The organism is Kitasatospora sp. NPDC058965 (assembly GCF_042741245.1).
Classification (GTDB): Bacteria; Actinomycetota; Actinomycetes; order Streptomycetales; family Streptomycetaceae; genus Kitasatospora.
Genome location: NZ_JBHYKG010000018.1, coordinates 19366 through 44152 on the forward strand (window position 1 = coordinate 19366; position 24787 = coordinate 44152).

Genomic DNA, 24787 nt, shown 5'->3' on the forward strand with positions numbered 1-24787 from the left:
GTCACTGCGGGACGAAGGCGGTGATCCGGGCCCGCAGGCCGGCCGCGTCCAGGCCGTAGGCCCGCAGGTGGTCGTCCATGGTCCCGTAGTGGCGGTGCTCGGCGCGGGGGACGCCGAGCCCGAGCACCCGGTGCGGCAGGTCGGCCAGCGCCTGGTGGGCCTCGTCGTTGGAGGTGCCGGCCAGGTAGGGCTCGACCAGCACCACGTCGGTGTGGCCGGCGGCGCGCAGCGCGGCGGCGTCGAAGGGGCGCACCGAGGCGGCGTAGAGCACGGTCAGGTCGAGCCCCTCGGTGGCGGCCAGCACCGCGTCCAGCATCGGGCCGACCGCCAGCACGGTGCCCCGGCCGCCCTGGCGCAGGGTCAGGAACCGGCCCGGCTCGACCGGCTGGGCCGCGCCGTTCCGGTGCGCCGACAGCCGCACGTACACCAGGCTGTCGCCGTCGGCCACCGCGTGCCGCAGCAGCGTCTCGGCCTCGTCGGGGTGGCCCGGCACGTGCACCGTCCAGTCGGGCAGGGTGTCCAGCAGTGCCACGTCGCCCGGGGACATGTGGGTGCGTCCGCCGGTCGGCCAGTCGTACGAGCCCAGCGCGCTGACCAGGACGGCGCCGACCCCCTGGTGGCCGAGGTCGAGCTTGATCTGCTCGAACGGGCGCTCGATCAGGAAGCTGGCGAAGGTGTGCGCGATCGGGCGCAGGCCGGCCAGTGCGAGGCCGCCGGTGACGCCGATCATCAGCTGCTCGCGGATGCCCACGTTGAGCACCCGGTCGGGGTGGCGGCGCTGCGCCTCCTCGAACGGGGTGGCGCCGATGTCCGCGAGCACCAGGGCGGTGCGCGGGTCCTGGTCGAGCAGTTCGGCGGTGACGGTGCTGAAGCGTTCGCGCATGGTGTCCACGGTGGGTGTCCCCCTGTTGGTTTCGCGGTGTCAGTTCTTGGGCTCGACGCGGGCGACGACGGCGTGCGGCCGGCCCGGGTGCACGGCGGTGTACGCCTCGTACAGCGCCCGGTGGTCGTGGCCGTCCACGGTCGCGGTGGACCAGTTGTGCGCGGCGAACCGGGCCGCGATGCCGCCGGTCCAGGCGTGGGTGGCGGAGGTGTTGTCGATCACGATGGCGTGCAGGCTGTCCAGGCCCAGGGCGCCGGCGTAGGCGAGCGCCTCGTGGTTGGAGCCCTCGTCGAACTCGGCGTCGCCGATCAGCGTCCAGACGGCGGCGGCGGTGCCGGTGGCCCGCAGGCCGAGCGCGGTGCCGACGGCCAGCGGCAGGCCGTGGCCCAGCGAGCCGGAGCCGATCTCGGCCGCCGGGATCAGCGTCCGGTCCGGGTGGTGGCCCAGCGGCGAGTCGTAGCCGCCGAAGCCGTCCAGCCACTCCTCGGGCAGCAGGCCCTTGGCCGCCAGCACCGCGTAGTAGGCCATCGGGCCGTGGCCCTTGGAGAGCAGGAAGCGGTCCCGGTCCGGGTCCTGCGGGGTGCCGCGCAGCACCCGGTCGTAGAGCACCCAGAGCGCGTCCAGGGTGGAGAGCGCGGCCGGGCCGTGCTTCTCGGCGCCGGTCATCCGGCTCATCAGTGCGGGCAGGTCCGCGTAGCTCGTGGTCATGGGCAGTAGCGTGCAACTTCAAGTCGACTTGAAGTCAACCGTAGGATCGGACCATGCTCTCCGCCGTCCTGACCATCGGTGAACTCGCCGCCCGCAGCGGGGTGGCCGCCTCCGCCCTGCGCTACTACGAGGAGCTGGGGCTGATCCACGCCGAACGCACCGCCGGCGGGCAACGCCGCTACCAGCGGCACGCGCTGCGCCGGATCGCCTTCGTCCGGGCGGCCCAGACCGTGGGCCTCTCGCTGGACGAGGTGGCGGCCACGCTGGCCGCGCTGCCGCCGGACCGCGCGCCCACCCAGGCCGAGTGGCGGCCGGTGGCGGCCACCTGGCAGGACCGGATCGACGAGCAGATCGCCGACCTGCAGCGGCTGCGCAACCGCCTGGACGGGTGCGTCGGCTGCGGCTGCCTCTCGCTGGAGCGGTGCGGCCTGTACAACCCGCAGGACGTGCAGGGCGCCGAGGGCCCGGGCGCGCGCAAACTGCTTCCCCGCCGGGCCCGCTGACGGTCCGTCAGGACCGCGTCAGCCGCTCCCACAGCTCCTCGACCCGCTGCTCCAGCTCCGCGCGGGTCCCGTTGTTCTCCACCACCAGGTCGGCCACGGCCAGCCGCTGCTCCCGGGTGGCCTGGGCGGCCATCCGGGAGCGGGCCTCGGCCTCGGTCATGCCGCGCAGCCGGGTCAGCCGCTCCAGCCGGACCGGCTCGCTCGCGTCGACCACGACCACCCGGTCGTACAGCGGCGCCAGCCCGTTCTCGGCCAGCAGCGGCACGTCGTGCACCACCACCGCGTCCGGCGCCGCGGCCGCCTCCAGCTCCGCCGAACGGGCCCGGACCAGCGGGTGCACGATCGCGTTCAGCGCCTGCAGCCGCTCGGGGTCGGCGAAGACCACCGCGCCCAGGGCCGGCCGGTCCAGGCTGCCGTCCGCCGCCAGCACGCCCGGACCGAACTCGGCCACCACGGCCGCCAGTCCCGGCGTGCCGGGCGCGACCACCTCGCGCGCGATCCGGTCCGAGTCCACCAGCACCGCGCCGTGCGCCACCAGCAACTCGGAGACCGCGCTCTTGCCGGCCCCGATGCCACCCGTCAGTCCGATCTTCCGCATGGCGGCAGGATGGCTGGCCCGCTACTCGCCGGTCAACTCCAGCGACTCGCCGGCCGCCAGGTACCCGTAGTCCGTCCCGGTGCCCGGCCCGTTGGCGCCCAACCAGTTCTCCCCGACGAGCTTCAGCCCGATCTCGCTCAGCATCGCCTCGTGCATGCCCAGCGCCCGGGCCGGCCGCACCTCGCGCAGGTAGTCGACCAGGTCGCCGGTCCTGGTCCACGGCCCGGCCAGCGGCACCATCAGGGTGTCCACCGGCTGCTCCGGCAGGGTCAGTGCGTCGCCCGGGTGGAAGAGCGTCCCGTCCACCAGGAAGCCCACGTTGGTCACCCGGGGCACGTCCGGGTGGATCGGCGCGTGCCACTCGCCGTGCACCGATACCCCGATGCCGCCCACCTCGAAGGCGTCCCCGTCGCCGACCGCGGCGACCCGCGGCCCGAAGCCGATCAGCTGCTCGGCCACCGCCCGGTTGGTCCAGACCCGCAGCGCCGGGTCGGCCTGCAGGGCGACCCGCACCCGCTCCTCGGCGAAGTGGTCCCAGTGCTCGTGGGTGATCAGCAGCGCGTCGGCCCCCCGCACCGACTCCTGGTCCGTGAACAGCCCCGGGTCGATCACCAGGGCCGTGCCGTTCTTCTCGATCCGCACGCAGGCGTGCCCGTACTTGGTCAGTCGCATGGGAAGACTGTACAGCCAAACTGCACAGTTTGGCTGCATGACTAGAATGAGGACCATGAGCAGCAGTGAGATCGACCCGCACCAGCTCGCCGCCGACCTGCGCGGCGCACTGGGCAACCTGGTGCGCCACCTGCGGACCGAGGAGTCGGTACTGCCGCAGCCGCAGGCCGGCGCGCTGGGCTGGCTGGTCCGCGAGGGGCCGCACACCACCGCCGAGCTGGCGGACCGTCAGAACGTGCGCCACCAGTCGATGGCCCGCACCGTCTCCCAGCTGCTCCAGGCCGGCCTGATCACCCAGGAGCCGCACCCCACCGACGGGCGCAAACTGGTCCTGCACGCCACCCCGGCCGGCATCGCCACCCTGCACGACCAGCGCACCCGCCGCGAGGCCCGGCTGGCCACCGCCATCGCCGAGCAGCTCACCCCCGAGGAGCAGCGCACCCTGGGCGAGGCGCTGACCCTGGTGCGCCGGATCACCCCGCCGCCCCGGCGGCTGTGAGCCAGTCACCTCCGGGCCGCTCGCGCGTTGAGCAGGGCATCGACTCCCCTGCGAACGAAGGACCCCTCCCGATGACCTCGCTGCGCACCTCGCTGCTGCTCACCGCCGCCCTGGTCGGCCTGATCCTCACCGGCGCGGGCGCGGCCGCGGCCTGCACCACGGACAACCTGGTCGGCGCGCTCGGCTCCGACTTCGGCAACGCCTGCGTCAACGGGCACTGACGGGCGCGGTCTTGGTCCGGGCGAAGCGCCGCCGCGGTCCCGGCACCAGCGGCGCCTTCGCCCCGACCGGCACCGGGCGGGCCGCCGGCACCCCGGTCGGCGGCAGCTCCACGTGCTCGCGCAGCCCGTAGCGCCGGTACAGCCGCTTCAGCGGGGCCGGCGCCCACCAGTTGAACTCGCCGAAGAAGGTCATGGTGGCCGGCACCAGCAGGCAGCGGACCAGCGTGGCGTCCACCGCGACCGCCACCGCCAGCGCGATCCCCATCTCCTTGACCATCAGCATCTGCCCGGCCGCGAACCCGGCGAAGACGATCACCATCAGCAGCGCCGCCGAGGTGATGATCCGACCGCTGCGCTGCAGCCCCAGCTGCACCGCCTGCCGGCAGCCGTAGCCCTGGTCGGTCAACTCCTTGATCCGGGCCAGCAGGAAGACCTCGTAGTCCATCGACAGCCCGAACGCGAAGGCGAAGACCAGCACCGGGATGAAGGTCTCCAGCCCGCCGGTGGGCGTGAAGCCGAGCCAGCCGGCGAACCAGCCGTGCTGGAAGACCAGGGTCAGCGCGCCGAGCGAGGCGCCCAGCGACAGCAGGTTCATCGCCAGCGCCTTGATCGGCATCACCACCGAGCCGGTCATCAGGAAGAGCAGCACCAGGGTGCCGACCGCCACCAGCCCGAGCGCCCACGGACCCCGGTCGGCCAGCTCGTGCTGGAAGTCCACCACCCCCGCCGCGTCCCCGGTCACGTAGGTGGTCAGCCCGCCGCGGTGGTCCCGCAGCTCGTTGACCACGTGCTTGGCCTGGCCGCCCTGCGGGTCGCCGGGCACCAGCACCTCCACGGTGCTCAGCCGGTCGGTCACCGGCTGCACGGCGCGCACCCCGGACACCCCCGGCAGCCCGGCCACCACGGTGTCCGCGTACTGCTGGGCCGCCTGCGCACCGGCCTCGACCACCACGGTCACCGGCGCCGGCGCGACCTGCGGGTACTGGTGCTGAATCGTTTCGGCAACCTGGCGCCCGCTGGAGCCGGTGGGCAGTGCGGCCGCGCCGGTGCTGCGCATCTCGGCGCTCAGGAACGGCGCACCGGCCGCCATCAGCAGCGCGACGCAGACCAGCGCCACCGGGACCGCCCGGCGCTGCACCCGGCGCACCGTGCGGGCGAAGAAGCCCTCGTCCGGCTCGCGGTGCTTGGGCGGCTTGATCCGGTGGCCGACGAAGCCGAGCAGCGCGGGCACCAGGGTGAGCGCCGCCAGCACCGCGATCACCACCACGCTCACGCCGGCGGCGGCCACCGCCCGGAAGACCGGGCTGGTGAAGACGAACAGGCCGCTGAGCGCGACCGCCACGGTCAGCCCGGAGAACGCCACCGTGCGCCCCGCGGTGGCCGCGGTCCGCTCGATCGCGGCCACCAGCGCCACCCCGGCACCGCGCTCCTCGCGGAACCGGTTGACCATCAGCAGCGCGTAGTCGATCGACAGTCCCAGGCCCAGCACGGTGGCGATCGGCAGCACCGAGGTGTCCAGGTCCATGATCCGGCTGAAGCCGAACATCGCCAGCAGCGCGCCGCCCACCGAGCCGACCGCGCCGATCACCGGCAGGCCGGCCGCGGCCAGCCCGCCGAAGACCAGCACCATGACGACCAGGGTGAGCGGCAGCGTGACCACCTCGCCGAAGGTGGTGTCGGACTGGGTCTGCGCCTTGACCTGCTGCTGGACCACCAGGTCGCCGCCGACGGCGACCTTGGTGCCCGGCGCGGACACCGCGCCCAGCCGCTTGGCCACCGCGTCCTGCTCCTTGGCGGTGGAGCCGTCCGCCATCCGCACGGTGACCAGGCTGCCGTTGCCGTCCTGGGCCTTCAGCGCCCCCGCCTGCGGGCCGCCCTGGTAGTAGTCGGCCACCGAGAGGACCCCGGGCATCCCGGCGACGTCCTGGGCCGCGGCGGTGACCGCCTGGCGCACCTCGGGGGTGTCCACGGGGCGGCCGCCGACCACGGCGGTGATGTCACCGGCCGCCGGGTCGGCGGCCGTGACCACCGCGGCGCCGCGGGCCGATTCGGCCCCGCCGGAGGCGGTGTGGGCGACCGAGCTCTCGAAGACCCGACCCCCGATCAGGACCCCGAGGGCGAGCACGACCAGCCAGAACGCCAGCACCCAGCGCCGGTGGCGACGGCAGAACCGACCGAGGGCGGCGAGCCGGCCGGGTGCGGCGGCGGGGAGGGCGGAGGAAGCAGCATGAAGACGCATCAAGCGGAAACTGCCTAGCGTGCGGGGCGGGTGGGCCCGTGGGCAACTCCGTCCACGCTAGGTGTTCTGTCCTAAAAGACCCATAAAAATGGGATGAGCCCCTGATCACACCACTTTCCGCAGTTGAACCCGCACTCGAACAGGGCCGCCGGGCCGCCGCCGCTACTCCCTAAGACGCACCCGCACACCGGCCCGGGCGCCCCCGGAAAACGCGAACGGGCCCCACCCGGAGATCCGGGTGGGGCCCGACCGACTAGCAGTCAGCCACCGACTGCTGCGCGGTTCAGCTCTGGCCGCCGGCCAGCTTCTCGCGCAGGGCGGCGAGCGCCTCGTCCGAGGCGAGAGCGCCGGAGCCCTCGTCGCTGGAGGACGAGTAGGAGCCACCGGCGGAGGCGGCAACCGCGTCACCGGACTCGGCAGCGGCCTCGGCGTCGGCCTCGCGGCTCTTGATGACCTGGGCCTGGTGCTGCTCGAAGCGGGCCTGCGCCTCGGCGTACTGGCGCTCCCACTCCTCGCGCTGCTTCTCGAAGCCGGGCAGCCAGTCGTTCGCCTCGGGGTCGAAGCCCTCCGGGTAGATGTAGTTGCCCTGGTCGTCGTACGAGGCAGCCATGCCGTACAGGGTCGGGTCGAACTCGACCGACGCCGGGTCGGCACCGAGGGACTCGTTGGCCTGCTTCAGCGAGAGGCTGATGCGACGACGCTCGAGGTCGATGTCGATGACCTTGACGAAGATCTCGTCGCCGACCTGGACGACCTGCTCCGGGATCTCCACGTGGCGCTCGGCCAGCTCGGAGATGTGGACCAGACCCTCGATGCCCTCGTCCACGCGGACGAACGCACCGAACGGAACCAGCTTGGTGACCTTGCCGGGGACGACCTGGCCGATCTGGTGGGTCCGGGCGAACTGCTGCCACGGGTCCTCCTGGGTCGCCTTCAGCGACAGGGAGACGCGCTCGCGGTCCATGTCCACGTCGAGAACCTCGACGGTGACCTCCTGGCCGACCTCGACAACCTCGGACGGGTGGTCGATGTGCTTCCAGGACAGCTCGGAGACGTGCACCAGGCCGTCGACGCCACCCAGGTCCACGAAGGCACCGAAGTTGACGATCGAGGAGACGACGCCGGAGCGCACCTGGCCCTTCTGCAGGGTGGTGAGGAAGGTCTGGCGGACCTCGCTCTGGGTCTGCTCCAGCCAGGCACGGCGGGACAGGACCACGTTGTTGCGGTTCTTGTCCAGCTCGATGATCTTGGCCTCGAGCTCCTTGCCCACGTAGGGCTGCAGGTCGCGCACGCGGCGCATCTCGACCAGCGACGCCGGGAGGAAGCCACGGAGGCCGATGTCGAGGATGAGACCACCCTTGACGACCTCGATGACGGTACCGGTGACGATGCCGTCCTCTTCCTTGATCTTCTCGATCGTGCCCCAGGCGCGCTCGTACTGCGCGCGCTTCTTGGACAGGATCAGACGACCCTCCTTGTCCTCCTTCTGGAGAACAAGGGCCTCGATCTCGTCACCGACGGAGACGACCTCGTGCGGGTCGACGTCGTGCTTGATCGACAGCTCGCGGGAGGGGATGACACCCTCGGTCTTGTAACCGATGTCGAGGAGCACCTCGTCACGGTCGACCTTCACGATGATGCCCTCGACGATGTCGCCATCGTTGAAGTACTTGATGGTCTCGTCGATCGCGGCGAGGAAGGCTTCCGCGTCGCCGATGTCGTTGACCGCGACCTGCGGGGTGGTGCTGACAGAGGTGTCGGTGGGGCTCGTCATTAGGAAAAGGGCTCCGGTACGGACATGAAGTCGTAGGTAATGCCACGCGGGGGCCCGTATTCGCTCCCACCGAAAAGCCCGTGGGGTCTTCGACAGATGCGAGCGCGACCTGCTCCGTCCGAGGCGCGCAGGCCCGCAGCGCAACTTGTAGCATACGGGGACAGCCAGGCACGGTCAACGTCGAAGCTGACGAGACCGTCCAGGCCGGGATGGATCAGGCCATATCCTCGCAACTGCGCAGCACGCCCGACCGCTGGTCGGTGTGTGGAGTGGCAGCCCTCGGGACCCGTTTCCCCGGATGCCACCGCCTGGTCCCGACCCCGCCGGAGTCGGTGCCACGCAGCGGCGCTTTCCGCACCCCCTACCCTACGCGAGGCGCAGCATGACCCTGGACACCGCCCCTGGCCCTGCCGGGCACGAGGACGACGACGAGGACGTGGCGGTGCGCCGCCCGGCCGCGGTCGAGGAGAGCTCCCGGGCCAGCCGCCAGTGGTGGGACCGCAACGCGGACGAGTACCAGGAGGAGCACGGCTCCTTCCTCGGCGACGACCGGTTCACCTGGTGCCCTGAGGGCCTGGACGAGGAGCGGGCCCGGCTGCTCGGCCCGGCCGGCTCGCTGACCGGCCTGGACGTGCTGGAGATCGGCGCCGGCGCCGCCCAGTGCTCGCGCTGGCTGGCCGGCCAGGGCGCCCGCCCGGTCGCCCTCGACCTGTCCTACCGTCAGCTGCAGCACGCCCGCCGGATCGACCTGGGCCGCGCGGGCGTCCCCGTCGCGCTGGTGCAGGCGGACGCCGCGGCGCTGCCGTTCGCCGACGGCTCCTTCGACCTGGCCTGCTCGGCCTACGGCGCGGTGCCGTTCAGCGCCGACACCGCGGGCCTGATGCGCGAGGTGCACCGGGTGCTGCGCCCCGGCGGGCGCTGGGTCTTCTCCACCACCCACCCGATCCGCTGGGCCTTCCCGGACGACGGCGGCGAGGAGGGGCTGACCGCCAGCGGCTCCTACTTCGACCGCACCCCGTACGTCGAGCAGGACGACCGGGGGCGGGCCAGCTACGTCGAGCACCACCGCACCATGGGCGACCGGGTCCGCGAGCTGGTCGCGGCCGGGTTCACCCTGCTCGACCTGGTCGAGCCGGAGTGGCCCGAGGAGCTGACCGACGCCTGGGAGGGCTGGAGCCCGCTGCGCGGCAAGTACCTGCCGGGCACCGCGATCTTCGTCTCCCGCCGGAACTGATACTTGCCCCTGTGACCGCCGACCCCCTCGCCCCCTGGGCCGACCTGCCGGTGCGGGCCGCCCTGCCCGAGCTGACCCGCGCGCTGGAGACCGCCGGCACGGCCGTGCTGGCCGCGCCGCCCGGCACCGGCAAGACCACCCTGGTGCCGCTCGCGCTGGCCGGACTGCTGGACGCGCCCGGCAGCCCGGTGCGCCGGGTGCTGGTCGCCGAGCCGCGCCGGCTCGCGGTGCGGGCGGCGGCCCGGCGGATGGCCTGGCTGCTGGGCGAGCGGGTGGGTGCGCGGGTGGGGCACACCGTGCGCGGCGACCGCAGGGTCGGCCCGGACACCGTGGTCGAGGTGGTGACCACCGGCGTGCTGCTGCAGCGCCTGCAGCGCGACCCCGAACTGCCGGGCGTGGACGTGGTGCTGCTGGACGAGTGCCACGAGCGGCACCTGGACGCGGACACCGCGCTGGCCTTCCTGCTGGACGTGCGCGCGGCGCTGCGGCCCGAGCTGCGGCTGCTGGTCGCCTCGGCCACCTCGGACACCGACGCCTGGTCCGCGCTGCTCGGCGGCGCACCGGTGGTGACGGCCCACGGCACGGCGCACCCGGTCCGGGTGGTGTGGGCGCCGCCGCCGCGCGCGGTGCGCCCGCCGCAGGGCACCCGGGTGGACCCGGCCCTGCTGGAGCACGTCGCGGCCACCGTCCGCCGGGCGCTGCAGGAGCAACCGGGCGACCTGCTCTGCTTCCTGCCCGGGGTCGGCGAGATCGCCCGGGTGGCTGGGATGATCGGCCCGGTCGACGCCGAGGTGCTGCAGCTGCACGGGCAGGCCCCGCAGGCGGTGCAGGACGCGGCGCTGGCCGTCGGCGAGCGCCGCCGGGTGATCCTCTCCACCTCGGTCGCCGAGTCCTCGCTGACCGTGCCCGGGGTGCGCACGGTGGTGGACTGCGGGCTGGCCCGCGAGCCGCGCACCGACCACGCCCGCGGGCTGTCCGGACTGGTCACCGTGCGCGCCTCGCTGGCCGCCGGGCGACAGCGGGCAGGCCGGGCCGGCCGTGAGGCGCCCGGAGTGGTCTACCGCTGCTGGGCCGAGGTGGAGGACGCCCGGGCGCCGCGCTTCCCGCGCCCCGAGATCACGCTCGCCGACCTCGCGCCGTTCGCCCTGCAGGCCGCCTGCTGGGGCGACCCGCAGGCGGCCTCGCTGGCCCTGCTCGACCCGCCGCCGGCAGGCGCGCTGGCCGCCGCCCGGCAGGTGCTGCTGGCGCTCGGCGCGGTGGACGGGAGCGGCCGGGCCACCGACCGCGGGCGGCTGTTCGCCCGCACCGGCCTGCACCCGCGGCTGGCCCGCGCCCTGCACGACGGCGCACCGCTGGTGGGCGCCCGCCGCGCCGCCGAGCTGGTGGCGCTGCTCTCCGAGGAGCCGCCCCGGGCCCTGGGCGACGAGCTGACGCAGATCTGGCGCTCGGTGCGGGCCGAGGGCGCGCAGGGCTACGGCGGGCGCTGGCGCCAGGAGAGCCGGCGACTGCTCGGGCAGCTGGACGGCGCCGGCCCGGGCCGGGAGGCGGACGAGCGGCGGGCCGCCGGGCTGGTGGTCGCGCTGGCCCACCCCGAGCGGGTGGCCCGGGCCCGCGGCGGCGCCTTCCTGATGGCCTCCGGCACGGCGGCCGAGACCACACCCGGCTCGGCGCTGGCCGAGGCCGACTGGCTGGCCGTGGCGGTGGCCGACCGGCCGACCGGCGCGGCCTCGGCCCGGATCCGGCGGGCCGCCGTGATCGACGAGGCGACCGCGCGCACCGCCGCCGCGCACCTGCTCGACCGGCGGGACGAGGTGCACTGGGCCACCCCGCCGGGCAGCCGGCGCGGCGACCTGACGGCCCGTCGGCTCACCGCGCTCGGAGCGCTGGAGCTCGGCAGCGAGCCGCTCGGCGCCCCCGACCCGGCCCTGGTGCGCAGTGCGCTGCTGGCGGGGCTGGCCAAGGAGGGGGTGGGCGAGCTGCTGCGCTGGACCGAGGGCGGGCGGTCGCTGCGCGAGCGGCTGGCCTTCCTGCACCGCGCACTGGGCGAGCCGTGGCCGGACGTGAGTGAGTCGGCGCTGCTCGCGGCGGCCGGGCAGTGGCTGGAGCCGGAGCTCTCCCGGGCCCGGCGCCGCGCCGACCTGGAGCGGCTGGACACCGCCGGTGCCCTGCAGCGCCTGCTGCCGTGGAGCACCGGCGAGGCGGGCCGGCTGGACGAGTTGGCGCCGGAGCGGATCACCGTGCCCAGCGGCTCGCGGATCCGGGTGGACTACACGGGCGAGCGGCCGGTGCTCTCCGTGAAGTTGCAGGAGCTGTTCGGCTGGCAGGCGGCCCCGGCGCTGGCCGGCGGCCTGGTCCCGCTGACCGTGCAGCTGCTCTCCCCCGCGGGGCGGCCGGCCGCGGTCACCGGGGACCTGGCCTCGTTCTGGCGCGAGGGCTACCGCGCGGTGCGGGCCGAGCTGCGCGGGCGCTACCCGCGCCACCCCTGGCCGGAGGACCCGACCACGGCCGAGCCCACCCGGCGCGCCAATCCGCGCCGCTGACGCCCGGTCAGTCCTCGGCGAGGTGGGTGAAGCCGACCTCGAACCGCTCCACCGACAGGGTCGCGGTCCGCTCCCGGAGGTCGCTCTCCTTGCGGATCCGGGTCGCGGTCCCCTCGCTGTCCCGCAACGCCGCCTCGTCCGCCCACAGGGTCAGCGTCAGCGTCCGCCCCGAGGCCCGGTCGGCGAGGAAGTACACCCCCCGGAACCCCTCGTTCTGCTGCAACTGCTCGATCGGCAGCGCACTGCCGGCCCCCAGATCGATCTCCGCCTCGATCGGCTCCCCCTGGTGGGTGCTCAAGCGTGCGAACATCGCCCTCATCTCCTCGCCGACGGCAGGGTCCTACCTCAGTTGTAACGCGAACGCCGGTGCCCCGCCGAGGTGGCCGGGGCCCCTGCCGCCGCCCGCCCTCAGTGCGCCGCCGCCTCCCAGTTCGCGCCGACGCCGACCGAGACGTCCAGCGGGGCGCGCAGCGCGTAGGCGCCGGCCATCTGCTCGCGGACCAGGGCCTCGACCTGCTCGCGCTCGCCGGGGGCCAGCTCCAGCACGATTTCGTCGTGCACCTGGAGCAGCATCCGGGAGGCGAGCCGAGCCTTCGTCAACTCCTCGTCCACCCGCAGCATCGCGATCTTCACGATGTCCGCCGCCGAGCCCTGGACCGGGGCGTTGAGCGCCATCCGCTCGGCCATCTCGCGGCGCTGGCGGTTGTCGCTGGTCAGGTCGGGCAGGTAGCGGCGGCGGCCGAGCAGGGTCTCGGTGTACCCGGTGGCCCGGGCCTCCTCGACCACCCGGTGCAGGTAGTCGCGCACCCCGCCGAACCGCTCGAAGTAGGTGTCCATCAGGCCCTGCGCCTCGGCCGGCTTGATGCCCAGCTGCTGGGAGAGGCCGTAGGCGGACAGCCCGTAGGCCAGGCCGTAGGACATCGCCTTGATCTTGCGCCGCATCTCGGCGTCCACCGCGGCCGGGGCCACCGAGAAGACCGAGGAGGCGACCGTGGTGTGCAGGTCCTCGCCGCTGGCGAAGGCCTCGATCAGCGCCTCGTCCTCGGACAGGTGGGCCATGATCCGCAGCTCGATCTGCGAGTAGTCCGCGGTCAGCAGCGACTCGTAGCCCTCGCCGACCACGAAGGCGCGGCGGATCAGCCGGCCCTCCTCGGTGCGCACGGGGATGTTCTGCAGGTTCGGGTCCTGCGAGGAGAGCCGGCCGGTGGCGGCCACCATCTGGTTGAAGGTGGTGTGGATCCGGCCCTGCGGCGAGACCGTCTTGAGCAGGCCCTCCACCGTGGTGCGCAGCTTGGCCTGGTCGCGGTGGCGCAGCAGGACCACCGGCAGCTCGTTGTCGGTCTGGGTGGCCAGCCAGGTCAGCGCGTCCGCGTCGGTGGTGTAGCCGGTCTTGATCTTCTTGGTCTTGGGCAGGTTGAGCTCGCCGAACAGGATCTCCTGCAGCTGCTTGGGCGAGCCGAGGTTGAACGGGTGCCCGGCGGCGGCGTGCGCCTCCTCGACCACCCGCTGGATCTCGGCGGCGAACTGCTGCTCCAGCGACTCCAGCCAGGCCCGGTCGGCCGCGATGCCGGTGCGCTCCATCCGGGCCAGCAGTGCGGCGATCGGCAGCTCCATGTCGTGCATCAGCTCGACCGCGCCGACCTCGGCCAGCCGGACGTCGAAGTGCGCGGCCAGGTCCAGCACGGCACGGGCCTGGACCATCAGCGCGCGGGCGCCGGCGGCCGGGTCCTCCTCCGGGGCGTCGAAGGTGAGCTGGCCGGTCTCGGCGGCCGCGGCCGGGGCGAGCGAGCGGCCCAGGTACTCCTCGGCCAGCGCGTCCAGGGTGAAGGTGCGCCGACCGGGCTTGTCCAGGTAGGCGGCGAGCGCGGTGTCGGCGCTCACCCCGGCCACCGTCCAGCCGTGCTCGGCGAAGGCGCGGATCACCTGCTTGGCGATGTGCAGCGCCTTGGGCCGCTCCGGGTCGGCCAGGAACGCGGCGAAGGCGCGCTCGTCCTGCTCGGCCAGCGCGGTCGGGTCGAACCAGGCGGCCGCCTCGGTGGTGGCCAGCGCCACCTCCTGGACCGATCCGCTGCCCAGCGCCCACTGGTGCAGCGCGGCCAGCGCCACCGGCCGGTCGGCGTTCGCCGCCAGCCAGGCGGCCAGCTCGCCCTGCTCCGAGAGCAGGTCGCCGGCCACCTCGATGCCGGGGGCGGCGGCGACCGGCTCCTCGGCGGCGCCGACGTCCAGGCCGAACACCCGCTCGCGGAAGTTGGGGTTGCGGAACTCCAGCGACTCCATCAGCTGGCCGACCGCCTCGCGGTCGAACGGCACGCGGGCCAGGTCCTCGACACCGAGCGGGAGTTCGACGTCGCGGACCAGCTCGGTGAGGATCCGGTTGCGCTTGACCGAGTCCAGGTTCTCGCGCAGCTTCTCGCCGATCTTGCCCTTGACCTCGTCGGCCCGGGCCACCAGCTCCTCGAAGGAGCCGAACTGGTTGACCCACTTGGCGGCGGTCTTCTCGCCGACGCCGGGGATGCCGGGCAGGTTGTCCGACGGGTCGCCGCGCAGCGCGGCCAGGTCCGGGTACTGACTGGGCGTCACCCCGTACTTCTCGGCGACCTTCTCGGGGGTGTAGCGGGTCAGCTCGGAGACGCCCTTGGTGGGGTAGAGCACCGTGGTGTGCTCGGTGACCAGCTGCAGCGAGTCCCGGTCGCCGGTGACGATCAGCACGTCGAAGCCGGCCGCCTCGGCGGCGGTGGCCAGGGTGGCGATGATGTCGTCCGCCTCGAAGCCCTCCAGCGACATCCGCGGCACGTGCATCGCGTCCAGCAGCTCGCCGATCAGGCCGACCTGACTGCGGAACTCGTCCGGGGTCTTGGCCCGGTTGGCCTTGTAGTCGGGGAACTCGGCGGAGCGGAAGGTCTGGCGGGAGACGTCGAAGGCGACCGCGAGGTGGCTGGGCGCCTCGTCCCGGACCGTGTTGGCGACCATCGAGGCGAAGCCGTAGACCGCGTTGGTCGGCTGCCCGGTGGAGGTGTTGAAGTTCTCCACCGGCAGGGCGTAGAAGGCCCGGTAGGCCAGCGAGTGCCCGTCGAGCAGCATCAGCCGGGGCCGGCCGGCCCCGTCGCCGCTGTGCTGCGTGCCCTGCTTCGCGCCCTGCGTCGCCACGTCCACGTCCGTTCCTGCCGACTCCAACTGCCGCCCCCGATCCTAGGGCGCCGCACCGACATCGCCCGCCACCGACAGCCCCGACCGGCACCGGCGCGGACCGGCGGTCGTACGATCACGAAAGGGCCGCCCCCGCGGCCCACCCTCGACCGGCAGGAGAGACCACGGATGACCGAGCTGCCCGCTTCCGGCACCGCCCCCGTCAAGCTCGACGTCCCGCAGGACGTGCTCGACCACTTCGCCAAGCTCGGGGTGGACCCGGGCACCTTCTCCGGCGGCACCCTCGGGGACCGGATGGGCATCCGGATCGTCGAGGCCTCGGCGGACCGCGTGGTGGGCACCATGCCGGTGGAGGGCAACCAGCAGCCCTACGGCCTGCTGCACGGGGGCGCCTCGGCGGCGCTGGCGGAGACGCTCGGCTCGATCGGGTCGATGCTGCACGCCGGGCCGGGCCGCTACGCGGTCGGCGTGGACCTCAACGTCACCCACCACCGCTCGGCCACCTCGGGCCTGGTGACCGGCGTCGCGACCGCCGTGTTCAAGGGGCGCACCGCCGCCACCTTCGAGATCGCGATCACCGACGACACCGGCCGCCGGCTGACCAGTTGCCGGCTCACCTGCGCGCTGCGCGACCTGTAACCGGAACGCACGCCCCCGGCACCCCTGCTCGTCGAGGCCCCCTCGTTTGGCCACCGCCCGTACTGGGCAGGTCTGGCCGCGCGAGGGGGCCTCGGCGCGTCCGGCGACGGTTCCCCTGGCTGTAACGCTGCGTAACATGCGGGCAATCTGCACCTGACCCGCTCCGCAACCCCGTCCGACTGCGCCACGAAGGGCGTTCAACTGCGTCAAGTCCGGATATCGGACGCGTGCGACCGGTCGATCTGCTCCGGACACTTGCGTCCGAAAAACGGACGGATTGTCCCCCAGCTGTTCCCTTTAAGGCTCTACTCAGGCTTCGCTGCTGTCACGGCGCCGTCGACCCGGGCCGGGCGAGGGCCGAAAGTCCAGCATGCGAGACGGAAACATGCGGTGCTCATAACAGAAGAATCACAGCAGGCGCACACCCCTGCCCCCGTCGGCCGCCGCACTCTAGAGTCACCGCCAGTCACCGCGCCACCGGACCGGGTCAAGCACATCGGGCTGCCCCAGCGCGCGACCTGGCGAACGGCCGATCTCGGCCCGCAGCCTTCACACCAGAAGGGGACCCTCGTGCGTCATCGTTCTCTGCTCGTCCTGAGCATCGCCCTCACCGGCGCCCTCACCGTCACCGCCTGCGGCTCGCGCGGCGGCGACAAGGCCGGCGACAGCTCCTCGGGCGGCACCGTCGTCACGATCGGCGTGGACGCGCCGCTGTCCGGCCAGAACTCGGCCACCGGCCTCGGCATCCAGGGCGGCGTGCAGATCGCCGTCGACGACGCCAACAAGAACCACACCGTCCCCGGCGTCACCTTCAAGGTCAAGGCCCTGGACGACCAGGCCCAGCCCGCCACCGGCCAGCAGAACGCCACAGCGCTGGTCTCCGACAACACCGTCCTCGGCGTCGTCGGCCCGCTCAACTCCGGTGTGGCCGCCTCGATGCAGCAGGTCTTCGCGACCGCCAACCTGGTCGAGATCTCGCCCTCCAACACCAACCCGAAGCTCACCCAGGGCCCGGACTGGGGCACCGGCAAGAAGGTCCGCGGCTTCAAGACCTACTTCCGCACCGCCACCACCGACGCGCTGCAGGGCGCCTTCGCCGCCCAGTACGCCAGCGGCATCGGCAAGAAGAAGGCCTTCGTCGTCGACGACAAGCAGACCTACGGCGCCGGCCTGGCCGCGATCTTCCAGGACTCCTTCACCAAGGACGGCGGCACCATCGCCGGCACCGACCACGTCTCCACCGGTGACAAGGACTTCTCCACCCTGGTCACCAAGATCAAGGACTCCGGCGCCGACCTGCTCTACTACGGCGGCCAGTACGACGAGTCCTCGCTGCTGACCAAGCAGCTCAAGGCGGCCGGTGCCAACATCCCGCTGTTCGGCGGCGACGGCATGTTCTCCGACACCTACATCTCCACCGCCGGCTCCGGCTCCGAGGGCGACCTCGCCACCTCGGTCGGCGTGCCGATCGACACCCTGGACAGCGCCAAGGACTTCATCGCCAAGTACAAGGCCTCCGGCCTCAAGGGCGACTACGGCACCTACGGCGGTTACTCCTACGACGCCGCCACCGCCATCATCAAGGCCGTCGGCAGCGTGATGTCCGCCAACGGCGGCAAGCTCCCCACGGACGCCCGCTCCAAGATCGTCGACGCGGTGCAGAAGTCCGACTTCGACGGCATCGCCGGCCACGTCTCCTTCGACGAGTACGGCGACACCAACAACAAGCAGCTGACCGTCTACCAGGTCAAGGACGGCAAGTGGGCCTCGGTCAAGACCGGTACCTACACCAGCTGACCTGACCCACCGCCAGCACAACCCCCGGGGCCGCCCGCGCCACCCGCGCGAGCGGCCCCGCGTCCCCTAACCCCGAGACGCCAGCACAGCGACATGGAGGCTGCGGTGCACACCCTGCCGCAACAACTCGCCAACGGCCTGTTCCTAGGCTCGACCTACGGGCTCATCGCCATTGGCTACACGATGGTCTACGGCATCGTGCAGCTCATCAACTTCGCCCACGGCGAGATCTTCATGACCGGCGGCTTCGGCGCGCTCACCGTCTACCTGATGCTGCCGCACGGCACCAGCATGTGGCTGGCGCTGCCGCTGATGCTGATCGGCGGCGCCCTGGTCGCCGTCCTGATCGCCCTCGGCGCCGAACGGTTCGCCTACCGGCCGCTGCGCACCGCCCCGCGCCTCGCACCGCTGATCGCGGCCATCGGCCTGTCGCTCGCCCTGCAGCAGGCCGTGCACAACCTCTACCCCAAGGCCACCAGCCCCCGGGTCTTCCCGCAGATCCAGAGCGGCCCCTGGCACCTCGCCGGCATCGACATCCAGTCCGGCGACCTGTTCACCCTGCTCGCCGCCCCGCTCTGCATGGTGATCCTCGCCTTCTTCGTCCAGAAGTCCCGCACCGGCCGCGCCATGCAGGCCACCGCCCAGGACCCGGACACCGCCCAGCTGATGGGCATCGACACCAACCGGATCATCGCCACCGCGTTCGGCATCGGCGCCCTCTTCGCCGCCGTCGCCGCCGTCTGCTACGGCCTGCGCTACGGCCAGGTCAGCTTCGACATGGGCTTCCAGGCCGGCCTCAAGGCCTTCACCGCGGCCGTCCTCGGCGGCATCGGCAACATCTACGGCGCCATGCTCGGCGGCTTGGTCCTCGGCCTCGCCGAGGCGCTCGCCACCGCCTACATCGCCGACGTGCCGGGCCTGCACCAGCTCGGCGGCCAGGCCTGGGCCCCCGTCTGGGCCTTCGTCATGCTGATCCTGGTCCTGCTGCTGCGGCCACAAGGACTGCTCGGCGAACGCGTCGCGGACCGGGCCTGAGGAAGGAGGAGACCAAGATGACCATCACCCTCGCCCAGGTGCGGCAGCAGTTCGCCGCCCTGCTGCGCCGGCTCGAAGGCACCGTACCCGCCCACGTCGCCCGGGCCCTGACCGCCGCCGGCGCCGTCCTCACCATCGCCTCCTGCTTCCTCTCCTGGACCTGGACCTCCGCCTTCCCCGGTGACCTCACCGTCGCCGGCTACCCCGGCGGCCTGCAGGTCCTGACCCTCACCGCCGGCGTGCTGCTCCTGCTCCAGGTGCTCTCCGCCTACCAGCTGCGCGGCCTGCGCTGGCTGGCCCCCAGCGGCCAGACCCGCACCCTGCGCCTGCTCGCGGTCGGCGCCTTCGCCGTCACCTGGTACACCCTGGGCGCCATCGCCTACGAGCTCAACGGCCTGGTCAACCTCACCACCGGCGGCTGGATCGCCGGCGTCGCGGTGCTGCCCGCCCTCTACGGCGCGCTCGCCCTGCCCGCCGACCACCGCTCCACCGGCCCCGCCGCGCCCGCGCCGCTCTGGCAGGAACTGCTGGTGATCGTCGCCATCGCGGCCGGCGGCCTGTTCGTCTTCACCTACGGCATCGAGACCGAGTACGGCGAGCTCTTCGTCGGCTTCCTGCTGATGATCGGCTTCGGCGCCGCCGCCTACGCCCAGGGCGGGCTGCTCGCCCGCGCCGCCGCGCTGCTCGCCCGGCGCCGCCCCTGGGCCACCGCCGCCGCCTTCGCCGCCGCAGCAGCCTTCCCGCTCACCCAGAGCGACGAGCACAACGCCAACCTCGGCGTCAACATCCTGATCTTCGCCACCGTCGCGCTCGGCCTCAACATCGTCGTCGGCCTCACCGGCCTGCTCGACCTGGGCTACGTCGCCTTCCTCGGCGTCGGCGCCTACACCGCCGCGCTGATCTCCGGCTCCCAGTTCTCCCCGTTCAAGGAGGCCCACGTCCCGTTCGTGCTCGCCGCCCTGATCGGGGCCGGTGTCTCGGTCGTCTTCGGCGTGCTGATCGGCGCCCCCACCCTGCGGCTGCGCGGCGACTACCTGGCCATCGTCACCATCGGCTTCGGCGAGATCTTCCACATCGCCGTCAACAACCTCGACGGCACCTCCGGACCGAAGATCACCAACGGCCCCGACGGCATCCCGCAGATCCCCGACATCAGCTTCTTCGGGTTCAACCTCGGCGCCGCCCACCAGTTCGGCTCCTTCACCATCGGGCGCTTCTCCAACTACTTCTTCCTGATGCTGATCGTCACCCTGATCGTGGTCGCCGTCTTCAGCCGGGCCGGCAACTCCCGCATCGGACGCGCCTGGATCGCCCTGCGCGAGGACGAGACCGCCGCCGAGGCCATGGGCATCAACGGCTTCCGCACCAAGCTGGTCGCCTTCGCCCTCGGCGCCTCGCTGGCCGGCCTGGCCGGCACCGTCAGCGCCCACGTCACCTACAACGTGGTCCCCACCCCCTACGTCTTCGCCGGCTCCACCGCCCCCAACTCCGCCTTCCTGCTCGCCGCGGTCGTGCTCGGCGGCATGGGCACCGTCAGCGGCCCGCTGCTCGGCGCCGCGCTCCTCTACCTCATCCCCGAGAAGCTCACCTTCCTGAAGGACTACCAGCTGCTCGCCTTCGGCGTCGCACTGATCCTGCTGATGCGCTTCCGCCCCGAGGGCATCGTGGCCAACCGCCGCCGCCAGGCCGAGTTCCACCAGAGCGACATCCCGGCCCAGGCCGCCGGCCCCGAAGACTCCGTCCCCCTCAGCCAGGCAGGAGCGTGACCATGAGCACCACCACCGACGCTCCGCTGCTGGACGTCCGCGGCGTCACCATGCGCTTCGGCGGCCTCACCGCCGTCAACAACGTCGACCTGACGGTCGGCCAGGGCGAGATCATCGGCCTGATCGGCCCCAACGGCGCCGGCAAGACCACCTTCTTCAACTGCCTCACCGGCCTGTACGTGCCCACCGAAGGGACCGTCAGCTACCGCGGCCAGGTGCTGCCGCCCAAGCCCCACCTGGTCACCCAGGCCGGCATCGCCCGCACCTTCCAGAACATCCGGCTGTTCGCCAACATGACCGTGCTGGAGAACGTCCTCGTCGGCCGCCACAGCCGCACCCGCGAAGGCCTCTTCTCCGCCCTCGTCCGCGGCCCCGGCTACCGCCGGGCCGAAGCCGACAGCCGCGCCAAGGCCATGGAACTGCTCGAGTTCGTCGGCCTGGCCGGCAAGGCCGAGCACCTGGCCCGCAACCTGCCCTACGGCGAGCAGCGCAAGCTGGAGATCGCCCGCGCGCTGGCCAGCGAACCCGGCCTGCTGCTGCTCGACGAGCCCACCGCCGGCATGAACCCCCAGGAGACCCGGGCCGCCGAGGAACTCGTCTTCGCCATCCGCGACCGCGGCATCGCCATCCTGGTCATCGAGCACGACATGCGGTTCATCTTCAACCTCTGCGACCGCACCGCCGTGCTGGTCCAGGGCCAGAAGATCGTCGAGGGGGACCGGGAGACCGTGCAGAACGACGAGCGCGTCATCACCGCCTACCTCGGCACCCCCCTTGAGCAGCCCACGGAGACGTCCGAATGACCACCGCACTCCTCGAGGTCACCGACCTCCGCGTCGCCTACGGCAAGATCGAGGCCGTCAAGGGCATCAGCTTCAGCGTCGACGCCGGCTCCGTCACCACCCTGATCGGCACCAACGGCGCCGGCAAGACCACCACCCTGCGCACCCTGTCCGGACTGCTCCGCCCCACCGCCGGCACCATCACCTTCGACGGGCAGCCGCTCGCCGCGGTCCCGGCCCACAAGATCGTCTCGCTCGGCCTGGCCCACTCCCCCGAGGGCCGGCACATCTTCCCGCGCATGACGATCGAGGAGAACCTGCTGCTCGGCGCCTTCCTGCGGCGCGACGCCGCCGGCATCACCGAGGACGTGGAGCGCGCCTACACGCTCTTCCCGATCCTCGGCGAACGCCGCAAGCAGGCCGCCGGCACCCTGTCCGGCGGCGAGCAGCAGATGCTCGCCATGGGCCGCGCCCTGATGTCCCGCCCCAAGCTGCTCATGCTCGACGAGCCCTCCATGGGCCTGTCCCCCATCATGATGCAGAAGATCATGGCCACCATCGTCGAGCTCAAGGCCGCCGGCACCACCATCCTGCTCGTCGAGCAGAACGCCCAGGCCGCGCTCTCCCTCTCCGACCGCGGCTACGTCATGCAGACCGGCGCCATCGTGCTCACCGGCAGCGGCGCGGAACTGCTGCGCGACGAGTCGGTCCGCAAGTCGTACCTCGGCGAGGACTGAGCAGCACCCCGCCCCGAGCCCGAGGGCCGGTCACGCGTCGCGTGACCGGCCCTCAGCTGCTCCTGCGCCCGACCGGGAGGCCTACTGGCCCTCCTCCGCCTTCTTGCGGTCCTGCGCCTCGCCCTCCTCGATCACGGCCTCGGCCACGGCCGCCATCGTCATCCGACGGTCCATCGAGGTCTTCTGGATCCAGCGGAACGCGGCCGGCTCGGTCAGCCCGAACTTCGTCTGCAGCACGCTCTTCGCCCGGTCCACCAGCTTGCGGGTCTCCAACCGCTGGGTCAGATCGGCGATCTCCCCCTCCAGCGCCCGCATCTCGGTGTACCGCGACACCGCCATCTCGATCGCCGGCACCAGGTCGGACTTGGAGAACGGCTTCACGATGTACGCCATCGCCCCCGCGTCCCGCGCCCGGTCCACCAACTCCCGCTGCGAGAACGCCGTCAGCATCAGCACCGGCGCCAGGTGCGCCTCGTGGATCCGCTCGGCCGCCGAGAGACCGTCCAGGATCGGCATCTTGACGTCCATGATGGCCAGGTCCGGCTTCAGCTCCTCGACCAGCTTCACCGCCGTCTCGCCGTCCCCGGCCTCGCCGACGACGGTGTACCCCTCCTCCTCCAGCATCTCCTTGAGGTCGAGACGAATGAGTGCCTCGTCCTCCGCAATCACAATTCGGGTGATCTGGGGCGAGTCGGTCTCAAGCGCCTGGGGCTGCTCGTCGGCGGTGCTCACGTGACTCCTCGTTCCGGCGGGGGCTGCATGCATGAGGGTACCTAGCTGCACGCAGAGGCAAGCACAGGGTATCCTTCACGAACGCAGCCTCGCCGGGTTGATGGAAGGGCAGACATGATCGCCTCAAAAGCGATTGTCCGAAAGGGCGTGTGGGTTCGAATCCCACACCCGGCACCAGATTTTTCCTTCAAATCTTAAATCGCAAATAATCTGGGCGATTTCATTACTTTGAGTGATCCGATAGATCATCATTCCGCCATCTGAGATTACTCGCGGCAATCTGGGCGACGTGACTCGATCGGTGCGCGAACAGGCTGTCCTCCTGCTCCGGGACGGCGCTCCCAACGCGGACGTGGCCAGGAGGCTCGGCGTCCCCACCGGCACGGTCTCGTGGTGGAAGTACCAGGACCGCGCCAAGCGCGGCGAGAACCCCGGCCGCAAGCGTTCCACCTGCCCCGACTGCCACGGCGACGACCTCAACGCACCCGCCTACTCCCACCTGCTCGGGCTCTACCTCGGCGACGGGCACATCCTCCGGGTCAAGCTGCGCAACTACTACCAGCTGACCGTGACCTGCGACGACAAGTGGCCCGGCCACATGGACTCCGTCGAGCAGGCCATGCGCGACGTCCTGCCGACCAACAGCCCGTGCCGCGTCCGCCGGACCGGCTGCCACGACGTCAAGGTCTACTCCCAGCACCTCCCCTGCCTCTTCCCCCAGCACGGCCCCGGCAAGAAGCACGAACGGCTGATCGCCCTCGAACCCTGGCAGCAGGCCGTCGTCGACGCCCACCCCTGGGAACTCCTGCGCGGCCTGCTCCACTCCGACGGCTGCCGGATCGTCAACTGGACCACTCGGACGACCAACGGGACCACGAAGCGCTACGAGTACCCACGGTACTTCTTCACCAACAGGTCCACCGACATCATCGGCATCTTCACCCGCACCCTCGACGCCGTCGGCGTGCACTGGAAGGCCGCCAGGCACTCCAGTGGAGGCACCAACGTCTCCGTCGCCCGTCGCCCCGACGTCGCCCTGCTCGACCGGTACGTCGGCCCCAAGTCCTGATCTCCGGTGAACGGCCAGGTCACGGACGGGTGAGGATCTGGTGACCCTTCGCCAAGTTCACCCCGATACACCCCTTTTGCCCCCGTCGCGAGGGTTGCCATGACCACGCCCCCGACCTACCTTCTGGCCCATGCCCCAGCCGCTCATCTCCGTCATCGTCCCTGCCTATGACCAGCAGAGACAGCTCCTCGACTGCCTGGAGTCGATCCTGGACCAGTCGTTCGGCGGGTTCGAGGTGATCGTGGTGGCGGACCGGTCGCCGGAGTGTCCGGCGGAGGTGCCGCAGGCGGGGTCGGACCCGCGGGTGTCGGTGCTGCGGCTGAACGCGGCGGTGGGGGTCGGCCGGGCCCGGAACGCGGGCGCGGCGCGGGCGACCGGGAGCTACCTGCTCTTCCTGGACGCCGACCACCTGCTCGCCCCGGGGTCGTTCCTGGCGCTGGCGGACCGGCTGCGCGAGTTCGACGACACCGCCCAGCCCGACCTGCTGTTCTTCGGGCACACCCGGCTGCACGCGGGGCGGGTCTGGCCGGGGGCCGCGCAGGGGGTGCTGGCGCGGACCGGGCCGGGGGCGGTGCGGGCGGTGGACCAGCCGGAGCTGTTCGGCGTGCCGGCCTTCGTGTGGGACAAGCTGATCAGCCGTCGGCTGTGGACCAGGGCGGGGCTGGCGTTCCCGGACGGGCGGTACGAGGAGGTCCCGACCGTGCACGAGGCGCTGCTGCGGGCCGAGCGGGTGGCGGTGCTGGAGCGGGAGCTGGTGCAGCTGCGGCGGCGGCAGACGGTGCACCCGGCCAGTTCGCCGGGGGCCCGGGAGTTCGACCTGTTCGACCAGTACCGGCGCAGCTTCGAGCTGCTGGACGCGGCGCAGGCGCCGGCGGCGGTGCGGGAGCAGCTGTTCGAGCGGATGGTGCGGCACTACCTGTTCGTGCTGGACCTGGCGGGGTGCGTCAGCCGGGCGGAGCGGCCGCAGTTCTTCCACCGGGCGGCGGAGCACTACCAGCAGTTCGTGCCGGCGGGCTTCCGGCGTCCGGGCGGTCGGGCGGGGGTGAAGTTCTCGCTGTTGGCGGGCGGGGTGTACAGCGCGTTCGAGGTGGCGAAGCTGACCCAGATCGCCCGCACGGCGGTGACCAACCGGCTCGGGTAGGGCGGCCCGCCCGGCGGTGACCAACCGGCTCGGGTAGGGCGGCCCGCCCGGCGGGGGCGGGCCGCCCGGCG

Annotated in this window: 22 protein-coding genes and 1 tRNA gene; 14 read left to right on the plus strand and 9 right to left on the minus strand. The window is 72.4% G+C overall.

Annotated features, from left to right (window positions below; genetic code table 11):
• Nucleotide 1 precedes the first annotated feature (1 nt).
• The gene (locus tag ACFW1A_RS05520; RefSeq protein ID WP_380404590.1) at nt 2-892 is read right to left on the minus strand and encodes a transketolase family protein; all 891 of its coding nucleotides are present in this window, start codon (nt 890-892) and stop codon (nt 2-4) included.
• Nucleotides 893-922: 30 nt separating this feature from the next.
• Complete coding sequence (locus ACFW1A_RS05525; protein ID WP_380404593.1) at nt 923-1591, minus strand: transketolase; 669 nt, start codon at nt 1589-1591, stop codon at nt 923-925.
• Between the two features lie 53 nt (nt 1592-1644).
• On the opposite strand from ACFW1A_RS05525, the gene soxR reads away from it, so the two are divergent.
• Entirely contained in the window at nt 1645-2094 is a 450-nt protein-coding gene (soxR, locus tag ACFW1A_RS05530; protein WP_380404596.1) for a redox-sensitive transcriptional activator SoxR, read from the plus strand.
• 7 nt (nt 2095-2101) lie between these two features.
• Here soxR and coaE read toward each other — a convergent pair whose 3' ends face one another.
• The gene (coaE, locus tag ACFW1A_RS05535) at nt 2102-2692 is read right to left on the minus strand and encodes a dephospho-CoA kinase (protein WP_380404599.1); all 591 of its coding nucleotides are present in this window, start codon (nt 2690-2692) and stop codon (nt 2102-2104) included.
• 21 nt (nt 2693-2713) lie between these two features.
• Entirely contained in the window at nt 2714-3364 is a 651-nt protein-coding gene (locus ACFW1A_RS05540; protein ID WP_380404602.1) for an MBL fold metallo-hydrolase, read from the minus strand.
• Nucleotides 3365-3419: 55 nt separating this feature from the next.
• On the opposite strand from ACFW1A_RS05540, the gene ACFW1A_RS05545 reads away from it, so the two are divergent.
• On the plus strand, nt 3420-3863 hold the full coding sequence (locus tag ACFW1A_RS05545; RefSeq protein ID WP_380404605.1) for a MarR family winged helix-turn-helix transcriptional regulator: 444 nt from the start codon (nt 3420-3422) through the stop codon (nt 3861-3863).
• Nucleotides 3864-3934: 71 nt separating this feature from the next.
• On the plus strand, nt 3935-4084 hold the full coding sequence (locus ACFW1A_RS05550) for a hypothetical protein (RefSeq protein ID WP_380404608.1): 150 nt from the start codon (nt 3935-3937) through the stop codon (nt 4082-4084).
• Here ACFW1A_RS05550 and ACFW1A_RS05555 read toward each other — a convergent pair.
• Nucleotides 4071-6323: an MMPL family transporter gene (locus ACFW1A_RS05555; RefSeq protein ID WP_380404610.1), complete on the minus strand. Its 2253-nt coding sequence runs from the start codon at nt 6321-6323 to the stop codon at nt 4071-4073. The genes ACFW1A_RS05550 and ACFW1A_RS05555 overlap by 14 nt on opposite strands.
• 283 nt (nt 6324-6606) lie before the next feature.
• Nucleotides 6607-8097, minus strand: a complete 1491-nt coding sequence (gene rpsA / locus ACFW1A_RS05560; RefSeq protein WP_380404613.1) for a 30S ribosomal protein S1 — start codon at nt 8095-8097, stop codon at nt 6607-6609.
• 382 nt (nt 8098-8479) lie between these two features.
• Here rpsA and ACFW1A_RS05565 point away from each other — a divergent pair, with 382 nt between their 5' ends.
• Together ACFW1A_RS05565 and hrpB are read left to right on the plus strand one after the other, a co-directional pair.
• Nucleotides 8480-9331: a class I SAM-dependent methyltransferase gene (locus tag ACFW1A_RS05565; RefSeq protein ID WP_380404616.1), complete on the plus strand. Its 852-nt coding sequence runs from the start codon at nt 8480-8482 to the stop codon at nt 9329-9331.
• A gap of 11 nt (nt 9332-9342) precedes the next feature.
• A complete protein-coding gene (gene hrpB, locus ACFW1A_RS05570; RefSeq protein ID WP_380404619.1) occupies nt 9343-11871 on the plus strand; it encodes an ATP-dependent helicase HrpB in 2529 nt (842 codons plus the stop codon).
• A 7-nt stretch (nt 11872-11878) separates the two neighbouring features.
• Here hrpB and ACFW1A_RS05575 read toward each other — a convergent pair whose 3' ends face one another.
• Nucleotides 11879-12181 (minus strand): hypothetical protein, encoded by a 303-nt coding sequence (locus ACFW1A_RS05575; RefSeq protein WP_380404621.1) that lies wholly within the window; start codon nt 12179-12181, stop codon nt 11879-11881.
• Between the two features lie 98 nt (nt 12182-12279).
• Nucleotides 12280-14952, minus strand: coding sequence for a DNA polymerase I (gene polA, locus ACFW1A_RS05580; protein ID WP_380404667.1), 2673 nt, complete (start codon nt 14950-14952; stop codon nt 12280-12282).
• Between the two features lie 234 nt (nt 14953-15186).
• On the opposite strand from polA, the gene ACFW1A_RS05585 reads away from it, so the two are divergent.
• The 6 genes from ACFW1A_RS05585 to ACFW1A_RS05610 all read left to right on the plus strand — a co-directional run bounded on the left by ACFW1A_RS05585 (nt 15187) and on the right by ACFW1A_RS05610 (nt 21774).
• Complete coding sequence (locus tag ACFW1A_RS05585) at nt 15187-15657, plus strand: PaaI family thioesterase (RefSeq protein WP_380404624.1); 471 nt, start codon at nt 15187-15189, stop codon at nt 15655-15657.
• A gap of 570 nt (nt 15658-16227) precedes the next feature.
• Nucleotides 16228-17454, plus strand: a complete 1227-nt coding sequence (locus ACFW1A_RS05590; protein WP_380404627.1) for an ABC transporter substrate-binding protein — start codon at nt 16228-16230, stop codon at nt 17452-17454.
• Between the two features lie 105 nt (nt 17455-17559).
• A complete protein-coding gene (locus ACFW1A_RS05595) occupies nt 17560-18489 on the plus strand; it encodes a branched-chain amino acid ABC transporter permease (protein WP_380404630.1) in 930 nt (309 codons plus the stop codon).
• Nucleotides 18490-18506: 17 nt separating this feature from the next.
• Nucleotides 18507-20255, plus strand: coding sequence for a branched-chain amino acid ABC transporter permease (locus ACFW1A_RS05600; RefSeq protein WP_380404633.1), 1749 nt, complete (start codon nt 18507-18509; stop codon nt 20253-20255).
• Between the two features lie 2 nt (nt 20256-20257).
• Nucleotides 20258-21058: an ABC transporter ATP-binding protein gene (locus ACFW1A_RS05605; protein WP_380404636.1), complete on the plus strand. Its 801-nt coding sequence runs from the start codon at nt 20258-20260 to the stop codon at nt 21056-21058.
• A complete protein-coding gene (locus ACFW1A_RS05610) occupies nt 21055-21774 on the plus strand; it encodes an ABC transporter ATP-binding protein (RefSeq protein WP_380404638.1) in 720 nt (239 codons plus the stop codon). The genes ACFW1A_RS05605 and ACFW1A_RS05610 overlap by 4 nt, the downstream gene beginning before the upstream one ends.
• Before the next feature lie 81 nt (nt 21775-21855).
• On the opposite strand, the gene ACFW1A_RS05615 is transcribed toward ACFW1A_RS05610, so the two are convergent.
• The gene (locus tag ACFW1A_RS05615) at nt 21856-22506 is read right to left on the minus strand and encodes an ANTAR domain-containing response regulator (protein ID WP_380404641.1); all 651 of its coding nucleotides are present in this window, start codon (nt 22504-22506) and stop codon (nt 21856-21858) included.
• 91 nt (nt 22507-22597) lie between these two features.
• Here ACFW1A_RS05615 and ACFW1A_RS05620 point away from each other — a divergent pair.
• The 3 genes from ACFW1A_RS05620 to ACFW1A_RS05630 all read left to right on the plus strand — a co-directional run bounded on the left by ACFW1A_RS05620 (nt 22598) and on the right by ACFW1A_RS05630 (nt 24716).
• A tRNA-Leu gene (locus tag ACFW1A_RS05620) sits at nt 22598-22683 on the plus strand.
• A gap of 103 nt (nt 22684-22786) precedes the next feature.
• Entirely contained in the window at nt 22787-23575 is a 789-nt protein-coding gene (locus ACFW1A_RS05625; protein WP_380404670.1) for a helix-turn-helix domain-containing protein, read from the plus strand.
• A 130-nt stretch (nt 23576-23705) separates the two neighbouring features.
• Nucleotides 23706-24716 (plus strand): glycosyltransferase family 2 protein, encoded by a 1011-nt coding sequence (locus ACFW1A_RS05630; protein WP_380404644.1) that lies wholly within the window; start codon nt 23706-23708, stop codon nt 24714-24716.
• Nucleotides 24717-24787: the final 71 nt, after the last annotated feature.